General features: G+C 53.8%; 14 protein-coding genes and 6 tRNA genes. 9 read left to right on the top strand and 11 right to left on the bottom strand.

The window, feature by feature from the left end:
* Nucleotides 1–71 precede the first annotated feature (71 nt).
* Nucleotides 72–437 carry a DUF2502 domain-containing protein gene (locus GUC22_RS07090; protein ID WP_154915595.1) on the top strand — a complete coding sequence of 122 codons (366 nt, stop codon included), beginning with the start codon at nucleotides 72–74 and terminating at the stop codon, nucleotides 435–437.
* Nucleotides 438–485: 48 nt separating this feature from the next.
* Here GUC22_RS07090 and GUC22_RS07085 read toward each other — a convergent pair whose 3' ends face one another.
* A complete protein-coding gene (locus tag GUC22_RS07085; protein WP_004870823.1) occupies nucleotides 486–1,721 on the bottom strand; it encodes an Nramp family divalent metal transporter in 1,236 nt (411 codons plus the stop codon).
* A gap of 348 nt (nucleotides 1,722–2,069) precedes the next feature.
* Here GUC22_RS07085 and GUC22_RS07080 point away from each other — a divergent pair, with 348 nt between their 5' ends.
* Nucleotides 2,070–3,272 carry a NupC/NupG family nucleoside CNT transporter gene (locus tag GUC22_RS07080; RefSeq protein ID WP_004104312.1) on the top strand — a complete coding sequence of 401 codons (1,203 nt, stop codon included), beginning with the start codon at nucleotides 2,070–2,072 and terminating at the stop codon, nucleotides 3,270–3,272.
* Between the two features lie 30 nt (nucleotides 3,273–3,302).
* Here GUC22_RS07080 and GUC22_RS07075 read toward each other — a convergent pair whose 3' ends face one another.
* The 3 genes from GUC22_RS07075 to GUC22_RS07065 form a co-directional block, all read right to left on the bottom strand.
* The gene (locus GUC22_RS07075; RefSeq protein ID WP_101868004.1) at nucleotides 3,303–5,483 is read right to left on the bottom strand and encodes an EAL domain-containing protein; all 2,181 of its coding nucleotides are present in this window, start codon (nucleotides 5,481–5,483) and stop codon (nucleotides 3,303–3,305) included.
* 201 nt (nucleotides 5,484–5,684) lie between these two features.
* Nucleotides 5,685–5,760, bottom strand: a tRNA-Ala gene (locus GUC22_RS07070).
* 41 nt (nucleotides 5,761–5,801) lie between these two features.
* Nucleotides 5,802–5,877: transfer RNA gene (locus GUC22_RS07065), tRNA-Ala, on the bottom strand.
* A gap of 219 nt (nucleotides 5,878–6,096) precedes the next feature.
* Between GUC22_RS07065 and GUC22_RS07060 the strand changes: the two genes are divergently transcribed.
* Both GUC22_RS07060 and GUC22_RS07055 read left to right on the top strand, forming a co-directional pair.
* Nucleotides 6,097–6,450, top strand: coding sequence for a YfeC-like transcriptional regulator (locus GUC22_RS07060; RefSeq protein ID WP_004123321.1), 354 nt, complete (start codon nucleotides 6,097–6,099; stop codon nucleotides 6,448–6,450).
* 4 nt (nucleotides 6,451–6,454) lie between these two features.
* Nucleotides 6,455–6,850: a YfeC-like transcriptional regulator gene (locus tag GUC22_RS07055; protein WP_024359302.1), complete on the top strand. Its 396-nt coding sequence runs from the start codon at nucleotides 6,455–6,457 to the stop codon at nucleotides 6,848–6,850.
* A gap of 57 nt (nucleotides 6,851–6,907) precedes the next feature.
* Here the strand turns inward: GUC22_RS07055 and gltX are convergent, their stop codons facing one another.
* Nucleotides 6,908–8,326: a glutamate--tRNA ligase gene (gene gltX, locus GUC22_RS07050; protein WP_134878318.1), complete on the bottom strand. Its 1,419-nt coding sequence runs from the start codon at nucleotides 8,324–8,326 to the stop codon at nucleotides 6,908–6,910.
* A 259-nt stretch (nucleotides 8,327–8,585) separates the two neighbouring features.
* Here gltX and GUC22_RS07045 point away from each other — a divergent pair.
* The 4 genes from GUC22_RS07045 to GUC22_RS07030 all read left to right on the top strand — a co-directional run bounded on the left by GUC22_RS07045 (nucleotide 8,586) and on the right by GUC22_RS07030 (nucleotide 8,983).
* Nucleotides 8,586–8,661: transfer RNA gene (locus GUC22_RS07045), tRNA-Val, on the top strand.
* 44 nt (nucleotides 8,662–8,705) lie between these two features.
* A tRNA-Val gene (locus GUC22_RS07040) sits at nucleotides 8,706–8,781 on the top strand.
* Nucleotides 8,782–8,827: 46 nt separating this feature from the next.
* A tRNA-Val gene (locus GUC22_RS07035) sits at nucleotides 8,828–8,903 on the top strand.
* A 4-nt stretch (nucleotides 8,904–8,907) separates the two neighbouring features.
* Nucleotides 8,908–8,983 (top strand) — tRNA-Lys (locus GUC22_RS07030).
* Nucleotides 8,984–9,072: 89 nt separating this feature from the next.
* On the opposite strand, the gene GUC22_RS07025 is transcribed toward GUC22_RS07030, so the two are convergent.
* The 4 genes from GUC22_RS07025 to GUC22_RS07010 form a co-directional block, all read right to left on the bottom strand.
* On the bottom strand, nucleotides 9,073–9,957 hold the full coding sequence (locus GUC22_RS07025; protein ID WP_024359304.1) for a LysR family transcriptional regulator: 885 nt from the start codon (nucleotides 9,955–9,957) through the stop codon (nucleotides 9,073–9,075).
* A gap of 96 nt (nucleotides 9,958–10,053) precedes the next feature.
* Nucleotides 10,054–11,310, bottom strand: coding sequence for a nucleoside permease (locus tag GUC22_RS07020; protein WP_160183444.1), 1,257 nt, complete (start codon nucleotides 11,308–11,310; stop codon nucleotides 10,054–10,056).
* Between the two features lie 60 nt (nucleotides 11,311–11,370).
* Nucleotides 11,371–12,159: a xanthosine phosphorylase gene (gene xapA / locus GUC22_RS07015; protein WP_264984824.1), complete on the bottom strand. Its 789-nt coding sequence runs from the start codon at nucleotides 12,157–12,159 to the stop codon at nucleotides 11,371–11,373.
* A gap of 167 nt (nucleotides 12,160–12,326) precedes the next feature.
* Entirely contained in the window at nucleotides 12,327–13,253 is a 927-nt protein-coding gene (locus tag GUC22_RS07010) for a LysR family transcriptional regulator (RefSeq protein WP_064410770.1), read from the bottom strand.
* Between the two features lie 89 nt (nucleotides 13,254–13,342).
* On the opposite strand from GUC22_RS07010, the gene GUC22_RS07005 reads away from it, so the two are divergent.
* On the top strand, nucleotides 13,343–14,341 hold the full coding sequence (locus GUC22_RS07005) for a bile acid:sodium symporter family protein (protein WP_004870798.1): 999 nt from the start codon (nucleotides 13,343–13,345) through the stop codon (nucleotides 14,339–14,341).
* Here the strand turns inward: GUC22_RS07005 and GUC22_RS07000 are convergent.
* Both GUC22_RS07000 and ligA read right to left on the bottom strand, forming a co-directional pair.
* Nucleotides 14,338–14,556: a DUF3820 family protein gene (locus GUC22_RS07000; protein ID WP_004870796.1), complete on the bottom strand. Its 219-nt coding sequence runs from the start codon at nucleotides 14,554–14,556 to the stop codon at nucleotides 14,338–14,340. The genes GUC22_RS07005 and GUC22_RS07000 overlap by 4 nt on opposite strands.
* Nucleotides 14,549–16,573 (bottom strand): NAD-dependent DNA ligase LigA, encoded by a 2,025-nt coding sequence (gene ligA, locus GUC22_RS06995; RefSeq protein WP_049099598.1) that lies wholly within the window; start codon nucleotides 16,571–16,573, stop codon nucleotides 14,549–14,551. Before ligA ends, GUC22_RS07000 begins: the two co-directional genes overlap by 8 nt.
* Between the last annotated feature and the right edge of the window lie 62 nt (nucleotides 16,574–16,635).

Raw genomic sequence — 16,635 nt, 5'->3', positions numbered from 1 at the left:
GACGGGGCTTTACCGCCCCGTAATATCAGGTTAACAGGCCGACAACGGCCCCGATCGTGAAGGAGAAGAGTATGTTCAGGTCACTGATTTTGGCTGCAGTGCTTCTGGCTTCAGCGCCATTGGTCGCTAATGCTGGTGAAATCACCCTGTTGCCATCAATAAAATTACAAATTGGCGATCGCGACAATTATGGTAACTACTGGGACGGTGGCGGCTGGCGCGACCGTGATTATTGGCGTAGACACTATGAATGGCGCGATAACCGCTGGCGTCGTCACGATAACGGCTGGCATCGCGGCTGGGATAAACGTAAAGCCTACGAGCGCGGCTATCGTGAAGGCTGGAATGATCGTGATGACCGACGCGGCGGTTGGGGTCGTGGACCAGGCGGTCGCGGACATGGCCACGGCCACGGCCACGGCCACGGTCATCATTAATATTTATTGTAAAAGGGAGCCATCCGGCTCCCTTTCTCGTTGTCGCGTTTAACTAAATATCGTCCCAACAATCAGCCAGCCGTTAAGCGCCACAACGACTGCGACAATCGCCCACCCCAGCAGTTTTACCCACCGGGAATTGACCAGATCGCCCATCAGGCGCGAGTCGCTGGTGAATATCAGCAGCGGCACCAGCGCGAGGGCAATACCGAAACTCAGCAATACCTGGCTCATCACCAGAATACGCGTGGGATCCAGGCCCATTAAAATCACGATAAACGACGGCAGCATGGTGATCGCCCGACGAAACCACAGCGGGATATGAAAGCGGATAAAGCCCTGCATCACCACCTGCCCCGCCAGGGTCCCAACAACCGTAGAAGATAAACCCGCCGCAATCAGACTCAGGCCAAAGATGGTGGCTGCCGCGTGGCTCAGCAAGGGTTCAAGCGTCAGATAGGCCTGATCGAGGTCGGCAACTCCGGTGTGGCCGTTGAAATGGAAGGCCGCGGCGGCGGTCGCCATCATTGCCAGGTTGACAAAACCAGCAATGGTCATGGCAATCGCCACATCCCAGCGCGTGGCGTTATAGCGATCTTTGCGCGTGCCTCCATGCAGGTGCTGAGTGAGCGACGAGTGTAAATAGATGACATGCGGCATAATGGTCGCTCCCAGCACCCCGGCGGCAAGAAACACCGCCTCGCTGGTCGGCAGAGATGGAACGAGCATCCCTTTCGCTAACGGCGCCAGCGCGGGCTGAGAGAAGATAAGCTCTACGACATACGCCGCCGCGACGAACAGCAGTAGCCCGCCAATCACTTTTTCCAGCGGCTTTTGACCGCGACGCTGGAGCATCAGAATCAGAAACGTCGCAATCCCCGTCAGCACCGCGCCCTGCAGCAATGACACGCCGAGAACCAGCTTAAATCCGATAGCCGCGCCAATAAACTCGGCAAGATCGGTCGCCATCGCGATAATTTCGGCCTGCACCCAGTAAAACCACACCACAGGACGCGGATAATGGTCGCGAATTTGCTCCGCCAGATTTTTTCCGGTGGCGATGCCCAGCTTCGCCGACATCACCTGAATCAGCATCGCCATCAGGTTAGCCCATACCACCACCCACAGCAGCTGGTAGCCAAAGCTGGCGCCGGCCTGGATGTTGGTGGCGAAGTTACCCGGATCGATATAGCCGATGGCAGCAATGAACGCCGGCCCCATCAGGGCGAGCTTAATCTTGCGCGCTGCGCGACCGCTGCTATTCTCAACGCGACTGTTTGTCATTTTCTGCCTCTGGAAATATAGCCTTTGCTATGTTTCATGCTACCAAAATGCGAATGATTATCAAGTTCATTTGGAATGGTGATAATGATTGCTATGATAGGAGGGAACGATAGCGGGTCGGCAACTGAAAAACCGGGGGAACTGATAAACGCTTTTAATTAATCACCAGAATAGTACAAGAGAGCAACTTTTAAAACCTTTACGTAACATAACAAAAATGCATGGTTGATCACTATTTTTGCCATTAGTCACATATCCTTGCAATAGTGCGTGCTAGCTCTCGTTTTCTTTGCGCTTGTTACATAGAATGTGCACAGAAATTTAACCTGCCTCATATTTGGAGCAAATATGGACCGCGTCCTGCACTTTATTCTCGCGATCGTAGTGGTGGCCATTCTGGCCCTGTTGGTCAGCCACAACCGTAAGCAGATTCGTATTCGTTATGTCATTCAGCTGCTGGTCATTGAAGTGCTGCTGGCCTGGTTCTTCCTGAACTCTGACATTGGCCTGGGTTTTGTGAAGGGCTTCTCCGAGATGTTTGAAAAACTCCTCGGTTTCGCTAATGAAGGGACAAATTTCGTCTTCGGCAACATGAACGACAAAGGTCTGGCGTTCTTCTTCCTGAAAGTTTTGTGCCCGATCGTCTTTATTTCCGCGCTGATCGGTATTTTGCAGCATATTCGCATTCTGCCTATCGTCATTCGCGCTATCGGTACCGTCCTGTCCAAAATCAACGGTATGGGCAAGCTGGAATCCTTTAACGCTGTCAGCTCCCTGATTCTGGGCCAGTCCGAAAACTTCATCGCTTATAAAGATATTCTTGGCAAGATGTCCCGCAACCGCATGTACACCATGGCGGCGACCGCGATGTCTACCGTCTCCATGTCTATCGTGGGCGCGTACATGACCATGCTGCAGCCGAAATATGTGGTCGCGGCGCTGGTACTGAACATGTTCAGCACCTTTATCGTTCTGTCGCTGATTAACCCGTACCGCGTCGACGAAAGCGAAGAAAACCTGCAGATGTCCAACCTGCATGAAGGCCAAAGCTTCTTCGAGATGCTGGGTGAATACATCCTGGCGGGCTTTAAAGTGGCGATTATCGTTGCCGCCATGCTGATTGGCTTCATCGCGCTGATTTCCGCGCTGAACGCCCTGTTCGCCACCGTCACCGGCTGGTTCGGCTATAGCATCTCCTTCCAGGGGATCCTCGGCTATATCTTCTATCCGGTAGCCTGGGTTATGGGCGTACCGGCGGGTGAAGCGCTGCAGGTAGGGAGTATTATGGCCACCAAACTGGTTTCTAATGAATTCGTCGCCATGATGGATCTGCAGAAAGTTGCCGCCACGCTCTCTCCGCGTGCGGAAGGCATCATCTCTATCTTCCTGGTCTCCTTCGCTAACTTCTCCTCTATCGGTATTATCGCCGGGGCAATTAAAGGATTGAATGAAGAGCAAGGTAACGTGGTTTCCCGCTTCGGCCTGAAGCTGGTGTACGGTTCTACGCTGGTGAGCGTGCTCTCTGCGTCTATCGCCGCGCTGGTACTGTAATTAGCGAAAGCCGGGCAAGTCCCGGCTTTTTCATGTCCGCAGTTCGCTCAACGGCAGCGGCTTACCGATCAGATACCCCTGCAAATAATCAACGCCTAACTCAAGAAGCTTTTCCCGCTGCTCAGGCGTTTCAACATATTCCGCCACCACCTTCATTTTCTTAACCTTGGCCATTTCAATAATAGATTTGACCATAATGGCATCCAGCGGATCGGTCTCGATATCACGCACGAAGCAGCCGTCAATTTTCAGGATATCGGCCTGCAGGCTTTTCAGGCGCTCGTAGTTAGCGTAGCCGGTACCAAAGTCATCAATCGCGATGCCGCAGCCGAAATCTCGCAGCAGCTGGATGTTATGCATGCTGGTCTCAACATCGGAAAATGCCTGCTCCTCGGTAACCTCAATCGTTATCGCCTCTGCCGACAGGTTATGGCGTTTAAACAGAGCGATGATTTGCGCCGCGCTATCCTTTTGCATCAGCGTATAGGGCAGCAGGTTAACGGAGAAATGCCGACCGTGGTGGTTTTTGAGCGAACTAAACAGCGTTTCCAGTACCTGCATATCAAAACGCTGGCTCAGGTTAAATTGCGCAATCAGTGGAATAAACCTATCGGGCGTAATGATGGTATTACCACAGCGCATACGGCTAAGTATCTCATAGTACCCTTCTCCGCAGGCATTCCGGATAGGCTGGGCGTACAGCACCACTCCACGCTCGCTAAGCGCCTGTTTAATTTTCGCCAGCAGCCGTACCTGTTCGCTTGTTTGATCGGATATCTGCTCTTGCGCCGCGTCCAGCGCTAATACGCGCCGCCCCGCCCCGGCCTGCTCCGATAACCAGCTAAGCTGACCGAGCATCGGATGAAGCTCGGATTCTTTACCGCCGTAGCCGCCCCATGATGCGCCAAATTCCAGATCCAACGCCTGGTTGTTCCAGCTAAACTTTTTATGGTTAAGCGTGGAAACAATATGATTTAAACGCGCCTCTGGCTCCGGGCCATTAAGCACCAGCAACAGCTCGCTGCCGGGGAGCTGATATATGCGCTCTCCCTGAGCCAATAGCGGCTGTAGTTTGCGGGCAATCTGCCTTTTGCTCTCTACTCTCATCATCATGCCGTAATGACGACTCAGAAAATCCAGATTCTGAATACGCAGGCTGCTGATGGCAACAGCAGGGTTTCGCTGCAGGTGGCTCTCCAGCGCGCGTAGATTCGGTAAACCGGTTAGCGGATCTTCTTCCGCCTGATCTCGCCACCTGAGCTTCATTCTTTCACTGCGAGCATAGATATCCGCCATATAAAACAGGCAGATAGTGAAACAAATTAGTACTGAAAGAACAAATGATAGTGAATATTCAGTTTGTACCCCATGTAAAAAATTCTGGTTATACGCCACGAGTAAAAAGGCGGAAACGGACCATGAAATGCGAATCAGCGTATGTCCCAGGCGGCTAATACCAATGAAGTATAAAATGAAAATAAGCGGGACTAAATAACCGGCAATAAAAACAGAATCATAAGGCGTACACAGCACCAGTAATATTGCCGCCAGGGCCACAAACCAATACAACGTAAATACCCGCTGCTCGCGCGTCCGCCACGCGTGACAAAGATTGCGCCAGAATGCTCGCGCATAATGCGGACTGATAATCATCCGCAACGGATAATAAAAGAATGTCGTAAAAATTAATGCGGCGCTAATCAGGCTTTGTATATCGATAATGGTGTAAATAACTGACATATTGCCGAAATAGCTGGAGATCGCCAGCGGAAACGAAAAAAAACGCCCCGCCAGGTACATAGTGACCTTCAACAGGAGGGGAGCGAAAAAGCCTCCCCAAAAAATCCTCGCGCCCATATGTTTTGCCGTCAGCCCGGCGCGCCAGCGCCTTCCAAGCTGAAAGCGGACAATAGCGCAGGAGACGAAAACCGAAAAGAGCTGGCAGAATAGCAGGATCAGCGCCTGGGCTAGCGTCAGATCGATTATCCAGGCGTTGGTGATCGCAAACGCGATTATCAATGGCGCAACGGCGTAGCGGCCAAAAATAAAAAGCACCGAATACATTAAGCTCAGCGGTAACCATGCCAAATAAATTTGATTTCCGTCAATAATGGTTTGCGGCGAAATAAATCGGGACAGCGGAATTGCTATAAGGCAGACCAGGAAAGCCAGCAGAGTTTTTTTGATCTTAATGTTAAGATGATCAATCATTATTGTTAATTAAAACTCCGGCTGCAATAAATATATTTAGGCAACAGATATTATGTTGCTTAATAAAGGCAGGCAAGATTTTAAATAGTGAAAAAATCTGAAATTACTTAACGCAGAGGTTTGCTGACTTATTCAAAGAATGCTTTACATTTCCTCCAGCAGACAAACAAAAAACCCCCGCCGTAGCGAGGGTTCCGAATTTGGTGGAGCTAAGCGGGATCGAACCGCTGACCTCTTGCATGCCATGCAAGCGCTCTCCCAGCTGAGCTATAGCCCCACAGGACCTCTTTACGAACCAAACCTGATGGGTGCAGGTTTTGGTGGAGCTAAGCGGGATCGAACCGCTGACCTCTTGCATGCCATGCAAGCGCTCTCCCAGCTGAGCTATAGCCCCGTAACGTAAAGCGTGTCGTGTTGACGGGCGGCATAATATGAATTCCTTCGCCAGGTGTCAACGGCAAAATCAATCCCAGCTATTTGATCGCTGAAAAAGCAGGCAAACGGCTGACATTGCGAGCCTTATCGCAGCCAGAAGCTAAACATGTCACGCTTTCCTTTAAAAGGATGCTATAACATGTGCAACTAATTCCCACATATTTACTCAGGAAATAGTATGCTCAAGGAACGAATGACACCTGAAGAAATAGCGCATCTGACTGGCTTCAGTCGGCAAACGATTAACAAATGGGTACGCAAAGAGGGATGGCAAACTTCCCCGCGACCCGGCGTACAGGGCGGTAAAGCGCGCCTCGTACATGTTAATGAGCAGGTTCGCGAGTTTATCCGCAGCGCACAGCGCGTGGCCGAAAACCCCGTCCCCTATTCCGCAACGGATAACGATCTGGAATCTCTGCTGCTTACGCTATGTAAAGAGATGACGCCGGGTGAGCAAAAGCTGTTTATGTCGCTGTTGCTACGCGAGGGGATCACCGGGCTACTCAACCGACTGGGTATCCGCGATCGGTGAAATCATGATGAAACTCAAAGAAAAAATGACGCCAGCGGAGCTCGCCGAGTGCCTTAATCTCGCCCGGCAAACCATTAACCGTTGGGCCAGAGAGCAAAACTGGCGGACGGAAGCCATACCCGGTGTGAAAGGCGGGCGCGCTCGCGTGATTGTCATCGACAAAGCGGTAATCGATTTCCTGGCAAATATCCCGGCGCTGCGCCATTTAACCCTTGATAACCAGCTGGCGGAACCAGTCGTTAAATACTTTGTGAATGATGCTGATACGATCTGGCGCCAGATTGTCGAGACCATGCACCTGATGACCCCCGCAGAGCAGTTGCACCTGCGCGATCTTCTTGCCCGCGAAGGGATCAGCGGGTTTCTATCCCGACTGGGTATTGCTGATGCTAAAAAATAGGCAAAAAAAACGGCGGGGTTAGCTTGCCCCACCGTTTTATAAAACCCGATATTACTATCAGGATTGTTGACTTTCCCGTTCAGCAATAAAGGCCAGCGCTTTATTGATTCGTTCTACGCTACGTGACTTACCGATTGCATGCACGGTGACATCAAGCGCCGGAGACTGGCCTGCACCGGTCACCGCGACGCGCAGCGGCATCCCCACTTTTCCCATTCCCACTTCCAGCTCATCGGCCGTCGCCTGAATCGCGTGGTGGACGTTTTCGGCCGTCCAGTCACTCATGGCGGCTAATTTGTCGCGCACCATTTCCAGCGGCTGGCGGGCAACCGGACGCAGATGTTTTTTCGCCGCATCGGCATCAAACTCGGCGAAATCTTCATAGAAATAGCGGCAGCTCGCTGCCATCTCTTTAAGCGTTTTGCAACGTTCGCCCAGCAGTTTCACCAGATCAGCCAGCTGAGGCCCGTTACGGGTGTCGATATTTTCCTGCTCAATGTGCCACTGTAAATGCGTTGCCACATATTCCGGGGCCAGCGAATTGATATAGTGGTGGTTCAGCCACTGCAGCTTTTCCGTGTTGAACGCGCTGGCAGATTTGCTCACCGCGCCCAGACTGAACAGTTTAATCATCTCTTCGCGAGAGAAAATCTCCTGGTCGCCGCTGGACCATCCCAGACGCACCAGATAGTTCAGCAGCGCTTCCGGCAGGTAGCCGTCGTCGCGATACTGCATAACGCTGACCGCGCCGTGACGCTTGGAGAGTTTTTTACCATCGTCGCCGTTAATCATCGAGACGTGGGCGTAAACCGGCACCGGCGCATTCAGCGCTTTCAGGATGTTAATCTGGCGCGGGGTGTTGTTGATATGGTCTTCGCCACGGATAACGTGGGTGATCTCCATATCCCAGTCGTCAACCACCACGCAAAAGTTGTAGGTCGGGGAACCGTCGGTACGACGGATAATCAGATCGTCCAGCTCCTGGTTGCTGAATTCGATCGGACCGCGGATCTGGTCGTCAAAAACAACGGAACCCTCTTCCGGGTTGGCAAAACGGACAACGCAAGGTTCGTCGTCTGCATGATGCTCGTGGCCATGGCGGCAGCGACCGTCGTAGCGCGGCTTTTCACCTTTCGCCATCTGTTCTTCACGCAGTGCTTCCAGGCGCTCTTTGGAGCAGTAGCATTTATAGGCCGTGCCCGCCTGCAGCATTTCATCAATGACGGCGTTGTAGCGATCAAAACGCTTGGTCTGGAAGTACGGACCCTCATCCCATTCCAGGCTCAGCCAGTTCATACCATCCATGATGGCTTCAATGGCCTCCGGCGTTGAGCGCTCGAGATCGGTGTCTTCAATACGCAGCACAAACTCACCGCCGTGGTTACGTGCAAAAAGCCAGGAATAGAGAGCAGTACGCGCGCCGCCAACGTGCAGATAGCCTGTCGGGCTGGGCGCGAAGCGAGTTTTGATTTTCATGAAGTGGCCTTACGTTTGATAAAGGTGCCGACACGCGGCAGCGTTCGTTAGATTTTATGGGGGAATATTCTAACACCGTGGGCTGATTCCTCAATGTTGTTACCGTTTCAACGTCACGCTTTCCCCTTTTTGTTTATAAATCATGCGCCACAGATGTCATTGCGATCGTTTTGTTTAATTTTACGACGAACAAACAAATTATTTAGAAAAGGCGTTGACTCATTTCCAACTCTCCCTATAATGCGACTCCACACAGCGGGGGTGATTAGCTCAGCTGGGAGAGCACCTCCCTTACAAGGAGGGGGTCGGCGGTTCGAACCCGTCATCACCCACCAACTACTTTACGTAGTCTCCGCCGTGTAGCAAGAAATTGAGAAGTGGGTGATTAGCTCAGCTGGGAGAGCACCTCCCTTACAAGGAGGGGGTCGGCGGTTCGATCCCGTCATCACCCACCACTTTCTCGCCAGCTGGATTTCTTGCCGTAAAATGAAGTACCGAAGTGGGTGATTAGCTCAGCTGGGAGAGCACCTCCCTTACAAGGAGGGGGTCGGCGGTTCGATCCCGTCATCACCCACCACTTCGGGTCGTTAGCTCAGTTGGTAGAGCAGTTGACTTTTAATCAATTGGTCGCAGGTTCGAATCCTGCACGACCCACCAATGCAAAAAAGCGCCCTAAAGGCGCTTTTTTGCTATCTGCGATACACAAAGCCGGAGCAGCCTTTTACCTTGCCATCCGGCAATGACGCTTAATTCACTAGCGCCGCAACCAGTTTCTCCAGCGCAGGCGTCGCCTGATGCTGGTCATAGACGATATACAAATCAGCGGGTATCCGCTCTTCCAGCGGACGAAACGCAACCCCCGGCCATGCCATCTGCGCGTAGCTATCGGCGATGAGCGTAATGCCGATCCCCATACTGACCATCGCCAGCACCGTTTGCGGCTCCATTACCTCACGGATAATCATCGGCGAGAATCCGGCACTCTGGCACACGCGTTGTAAAAACGTCCAGTCGGTATGTATTGAGGGCATAGTGACAAAATATTCGTTACGCAACGTCGCAAGCGGGATCGCCTTACGCGCGGCTAGCGGATGCTCTTCCGGCATGGCCACCAGAAAAGAGGACTCATGCAAGCGCAGGCTGGTAAAGCCAGGAGAAGGCGCCGTTGCCATTCGCCAGACGCCGGCGTCCAGCTCGCGTCGTTCCAGCATCGCCATCTGCATCGCGGGCATATTCTCTCTGAAAAGCACTTCCACGTTAGGATGCTCTTTCAAAAAACGACGCATCACCGGACGCATTTTTCCCCACATTGCCGTGCCTATCACGCCCAACTCCACCCGCCCGGCCTCACCCCGCCCAATCTGTTCCACGCGCGCCAGCGCTTGATTCGCGCTGGAAAGCAGACGACGGGACTCCTCCATCAGGATTTTTCCTGCGTGGGTCAAGGCCACGCTGCGGGAGTGACGAACAAACAATAGCGTGCCGAGCTGCTGCTCCAGATCTTTGATGTGAATGCTGAGCGGAGGCTGGGACATATTCAGCCGCGCCGCCGCACGACCAAAATGCAGCTCTTCTGCGACAGCCAGAAAATAGCGCAATAACTTCAGATCGATACGATGCGTGCGTTCCATGGCTCATGCGCTCCTGGGGCGAAGGATAATGCGCAAAGTTACCACATTACATCAGAGAAAATGAAACGGCGGGACATGCCCCGCCGCTGAAGAGGATTAACGGGCCAGCTCTTTCTCCATTCGCTGCTCAGGTTCATGTTTATAGTGGAAGAACAGGGCAAAAATGACCGCCAGCATTAATGAATAGGCTGCGAACACCAGCCAGATGGTCTGCCAGTCCTTTACGCCGTCCAGAGAAAAGTAGTCCACGGCCAAGCCGCTGAGAACCGAACCAACCCACGCGCCGACACCGTTCACCATGGTCATAAACAGCCCCTGCGCGCTGGCGCGAATATTCGCTCCCACCTGTTGCTCAACGAATACCGACCCTGAAATATTAAAGAAGTCGAATGCGCAGCCGTAAACAATCATCGACATCAACAGCAGTACAAAACCGAACGGAGACGGATCGCCAAAGGCAAAAAAGCCAAAGCGCAGCGTCCACGCCAGCATACTCATCAACATGACCGTTTTAATGCCAAAGCGTTTCAGAAAGAACGGAATAGTGAGAATAAAGGCGACTTCCGCCATCTGCGAAACAGAAAGCAAAATAGAGGGATAGCGCACGACAAAGCTGTCGGCAAACGCCGGGTTGCGGGCGAAATCATGCAGGAAGGGGTTACCGAAAACGTTGGTGATTTGCAGTACCGCCCCGAGCATCATTGCGAAGAAAAAGAAAATGGCCATCCGCGGATTTTTAAACAATACGAATGCATCCAGCCCCAGTCTCGCGGCCAATGTGGTGCTGGCTTTCTTCTCGGTCACGGGAATTTTCGGTAGCGTAAACGCGTAGAGCGCCAGCAATAACGACGCGGCAGAGGCGATATACAGCTGCGCGCTGCTCAGCTCCAGCCCCATCAGGCTCACCATCCACATGGCGACAATAAAGCCGAGCGTGCCAAACACGCGAACAGGCGGAAACGCGGTCGCCGGATCCTGACCGGACTGCGCCAGGCAGGAGTAGGAGACGCTATTAGACAAGGAGATGGTCGGCATGTAGGCCATCGCGTTAATCAGCATTACCCAGAACATGGTATCCGGGTCGGTAACGGTCGTCGCATAAAGAAGCACTCCTGCGCAGACCAGATGGCAGAGCATGTAGGCCCGTTCTGCACGTAGCCATTTATCGGCAATAATTCCCATAACGCCGGGCATGATAATAGCCGCCAGCCCTTTGGAGCTATAGACCATACCGACGTTTGCGCCGGTGAAATGCAACGTGTTTATCATGTAAGAACCCAGGGTGACCAGCCAGCTTCCCCAGATAAAATATTGCAAAAACGACATGAGCTTTAAGCGAGAGGCGATACCCATTTTTCCGTTCCTTGCCATTAAAGTAAAACCCCGCAAGCGGGGTCATATTTATTATTTTTTTCAGGCCAGTTTGCGCAAGAAGCCGCAGATCAGGTTGATAAAGTTCTGCCGGGAGAGTTCGGCCGCCGCCAGGGTTTGCGCGTGAGATAATTTCACATCGCCCAGCCCTTCAGCCAGATTGGTAATCGCTGAGACTGCCACCACTTTTAACCCGCAATGACGGGCGGTAATCACTTCCGGCACCACGGACATCCCCACCACATCGCCGCCGATAATCTGCATCATGCGAATCTCTGCCGCCGTCTCAAAATTCGGCCCGGGATAGGAAACAAATACGCCTTCGGTCAGCGGAAACCCTTCCTCCGCCGCCACGCTCTGCAGAACGGCGCGATAATCCGCATCATAGGCGTTGGCCAGAGAGAAAAAGCGCTCGCCGAAACGTTCATCATTCGGGCCAACCATTGGCGTGCCCGGCATCGTATTAATGTGATCGCTGAGCGCCACCAGGCTACCCGGCCCGACCTCCGGGCGCAACGAACCGGCCGCGTTAGTACAAAACAGTAGTTCACACCCCAGCAGCTTTAGCGTGCGGATAGCATCGGTCATCACCGGCATGCCCCGTCCTTCATAGAAGTGCCCGCGCCCTTTCATGCAGGCAACAGGTACGCCGGCCAGATTTCCCAGCACCAGCTCGCCGGCATGGCCGTGAACCGTACTCACCGGGAAGCCGGGCAGCTTCTCGTAAGATATCGCCACCGCATCTTCAATTTGTTCCGCCAGCGCCCCTAGACCAGAACCAAGAATAAAAGCCACGCGCGGCGTAAAATCCGGCTTATATCCGCGAATAATATCGGCGCTATATCAGGGGTTCTGTGAGAAAAGCGTGTCGCTCATAAGCTGTCCTTAAAAACTGAAGAATGGATAAAATGATTGGCTACCATCTTGTTATAACGATGCGACGCAATCGATTACCAATACAGTTTTCCCGGACGTTTGATATTAAAAAGCTATTGATTTCATTTCTGATACAAGGGATCGTTTTCGCGTAAGGCGGTAAGCCGGGCCGCCTGCAGCCGCACCACCTCCCACAGCGCCTCTGCGGCTGTCGATAGGGAGCGGTTTTTACGCCGCGCCAGCATCAGCTGGCGTTCCACTACCGGCGTCAGCCGCTTCACCTGCAAACGGCTCCCCTGCGGGAGCGGCAGCGCTAATGCGGGTAATATACTGATGCCTATCCCCGACTCAACCATCGGAAATAGCGTAGCCGGATGCCCGATTTCCTGCACGATGTTCGCGGTAACGGCGAATCCTGAAAGCGCAGCATCAATCAGCGGACGGCTGCCAGAAGCATAATCCTGCAAAACCAGCCGCTGGTGCTGTAGGTCCTGCCAGCTCACCGCGTCCCGTCCGGCAAAAGGGTGATCGCTGCGGCAAAGCAGCAGGAATGGTTCAGCGAGAACCGTCTCGCACTGTAAATCGGTAGCGGCGCCGGGATCGATAACGATACCAAAATCCACTTCTCCCTGCCGAATGCTCTCCAGCACCCACTGCTGGGGGCGATCGTGCAGAACGAAATCTATCTCCGGATAGCGCCGGTTGCTGTAGGCAATGCACTGCGGGATCAGATGGGCGGAAATGGTCTGGCTGGCCGCCACCCGCACGGTGCCCATCAGCTGCTGCCCGACGCGACCGGCCTCACGCAGCGTGCTATTGAGTTCATCCAGCAAGCGCTCAAGCCGGGCCGCCAGCTGCTGTCCTGCCTCCGTGAGCACCACTTCACGCGTCGTTCGGTCAAGCAGGCGTACGCCGGTCTGGTACTCCAGCTCTTTTACGCTATGGCTGACCGCAGACTGGCTAAGACCAATACTCTCCCCTGCCCGGCTAAAGCTTTTAACGCGGGCAACGGTCACAAAAACTTTTAACTGACGCAGCGAATAATTCATCTCTTTTTTTCATGAATAGATGCAATAAATCGATTTTATTTCTCAAACTAAAGAAAGCACAATAGCGACATCGATTTTCAGGAGCGTTTATGAAATTTTTCCGCATTCTTGATCCATTCACCCTAACGTTAGTCACCGTCGTCCTGCTGGCCTCCTTTTTTCCTGCGCGCGGCGGATTTGTCCCCTTCTTTGAACATTTAACCACCGCCGCCATCGCGCTGCTGTTCTTTATGCACGGCGCCAAGCTCTCGCGTGAGGCGATCGTTGCCGGGGGCAGCCACTGGCGTCTGCATCTCTGGGTTATGTGCAGCACGTTTATCGTTTTTCCCGTGCTTGGCGTGCTGTTCGCCTGGTGGGCGCCCGTTAACGTCGATCCGGCGCTCTATACCGGGTTTATTTATCTCTGCATTCTTCCCGCCACCGTCCAGTCGGCCATTGCGTTTACCTCTCTGGCGGGCGGCAACGTGGCGGCTGCGGTATGCTCGGCTTCGGCCTCAAGCCTGCTGGGGATCTTCATTTCGCCACTGCTGGTCGGCCTGTTGATGAATCTGCACGGCGCGGGCGGGAGTCTGGAGCAGGTCGGCAAGATTATGCTGCAGCTGTTGCTGCCGTTTGTGCTGGGACATCTCTCGCGTCCATGGATTGGCAACTGGGTGGCAAAACATAAAAAGTGGATCTCGAAAACCGACCAGACCTCCATCCTGCTGGTGGTCTATTCGGCGTTCAGCGAGGCGGTGGTTAACGGTATCTGGCACAAAGTCGGCGTTGGTTCGCTGCTGTTTATCGTTATTGTCAGCATCGTGCTGCTGGCGATTGTCATTGCTATCAACGTGTTTGTGGCGCGCCGGTGCGGGTTCAATAAAGCGGATGAAATTACGATTGTCTTCTGCGGGTCGAAGAAGAGCCTGGCGAACGGCATTCCGATGGCCAATATTCTCTTCCCGACCTCAATTCTGGGAATAATGGTGCTGCCGCTGATGATCTTCCATCAGATTCAGCTTATGGTCTGTGCGGTGCTGGCGCGGCGCTATAAGCGCCAGGCCGAAGCGTTACAGGCGCAGGAGAAAAATCGCGCCTCCGAAGCCTAACGCGGACGCTTAAGGGGCTCGACCAGGCTGGTCAGCCCCTCCGTTTTAATCAATAGCGTTAATGCCATCAGCTCGCCAAGATGCCCGGCGGGAAATTGATCCTTACGGGCAAACCACAGCAAATACTCTTCCGGCACATCGATTAAGCGCCGCCCTTTGTATTTACCAAACGGCATTTCCGTATTGGCAATCTCAATAAGCTGCTCTTTATCCACGCGACTCTCCGAGCAGACGCAGCATTTCGTCTTCATCGATCACCGCAATCCCTAGCTCCTGCGCTTTGGCGAGCTTAGAGCCCGCCGCCTCCCCGGCGATAACCAGGTCGGTCTTCTTCGACACGCTGCCCGCCACCTTCGCGCCGAGCGCAACCAGCCGGGCTTTCGCATCATCACGGGAGAGCTGACTCAGGCTACCGGTCAGAACCACCGTTTTCCCGGCAAAGGGGCTATCGATCTCTTCCGCATTGACCACCACCGGCGCCGGCCAGCGGACGCCTTCTTTACGCAGCTGAGCAATCACTTCGCGATTGCTCTCTTCGGCAAAGAAATTACGCACGTGCGTGGCGACCACAATCCCGACATCGGGCACTTTTTGCAGATCGTCAATTGAAGCCTGCTCCAGCGCCTCAATGGTGCCAAAGTGGGCCGCTAAACCGGCTGCCGTCGCCTCACCCACTTCGCGGATCCCCAGCGCGTAAAGGAAACGGGCAAAGGTGGTCTCTTTTGACTTCTCCAGCGCATCCACCACGTTTTGCGCTGATTTTGGCCCCATGCGATCGAGCCCGGTAAGCTTACCCGGCGTCAGTTGAAAGAGATCGGCAGGCGTATGCACGTACTCTTTTTCAACCAGCTGATCGATGATTTTATCGCCCATTCCCTCCACGTCCAGGGCGCGACGGGAGACAAAATGCTTGAGCGCTTCTTTACGCTGGGCGCCGCAGATCAGACCGCCGGTACAGCGGGTCACCACTTCGCCTTCTACGCGTTCAACGTCGGAATGACATACCGGGCAATGGGTGGGAAACACGATTTCACGCGTCTCCTCCGGGCGTTCTGAGAGAACGACGTTCACGACCTGAGGGATAACATCACCGGCGCGGCGAATAACCACCTTATCGCCGATGCGCAGCCCCAGACGCTCGATTTCATCAGCATTATGCAGCGTCGCGTTGCTGACCAGGACGCCGGCGACCTGTACCGGCTCCAGACGCGCTACCGGCGTGATGGCGCCGGTACGCCCGACCTGAAACTCGACATCGCGCACGAAAGTCATCTGCTCCTGGGCCGGAAACTTAAACGCCACCGCCCAGCGCGGCGCGCGGGCCACGAAGCCAAGCTGTTCCTGAAGCGCAAGCGAATCCACTTTGATAACCACACCGTCAATATCAAACCCCAGATTCGGCCGATCTTCTTCAACCTTGCGATAGTAAGTAAGCACTTCCTCTGGAGAATGGCAGAGCTTTACGCGCTCGCTGACCGGCAGCCCCCAGAACTTAAACTGCTGCAAGCGCGCTGAGTGGCTTCGCGGCAGCTCGCCGCCTTCCAGCACGCCCACGCCGTAGCAAAAGAAAGTGAGTGGACGCTTCGCGGTAATCCGCGGATCGAGCTGGCGTAAAGAACCTGCAGCGGCGTTTCGCGGGTTAGCAAATACCTTCCCGCCGGTTCGCCGCGCCTCTTCATTGATTTTTTCGAACCCCGCCTGCGGCAGGAAAACCTCTCCACGAACCTCAAGCCGCTGCGGAATATTGTCGCCGCGAAGCTTCAGAGGGATAGCGCGAATGGTGCGTACGTTGGAGGTGATATCTTCACCGGTCGTTCCATCGCCGCGGGTCGCCGCCTGTACCAGCAAGCCGTTTTCATACAGGATACTGACCGCCAGGCCATCCAGCTTGAGCTCACAGCAGTAGGTCAGATCATCGGTATTTTTCAACCGATCCTGAACGCGCTTATTAAACGCAAGGAAGCTCTCTTCATCGAAAACGTTATCCAGCGACAACATCGGCACTTCATGGCGAATCTGGCTGAATGCGGCTAGCGGTGCGGCGCCGACGCGCTGGGTAGGTGAATCGGGCGTAATCAATTCAGGATGTTGAGCTTCCAGTTCACGTAGTTCACGCATCAGCCGATCGTATTCAGCATCAGGAATTTCCGGCGTATCCATGACGTGGTACAGGTATTCATGATGGCGAAGCGTGGTTCGCAGTTCAGTCAGTTTTTGTTCGTTCGATTCCATATCACACCATCAATGATAAAAAACCCCCGACGGGCGGGGGTTCAGGATGAGTAGATGAAACG

The organism is Klebsiella sp. MPUS7 (genome assembly GCF_009905335.1).
Taxonomy (GTDB): domain Bacteria; phylum Pseudomonadota; class Gammaproteobacteria; order Enterobacterales; family Enterobacteriaceae; genus Klebsiella; species Klebsiella grimontii.
This window is presented reverse-complemented; position numbering and strand designations above follow the sequence as displayed.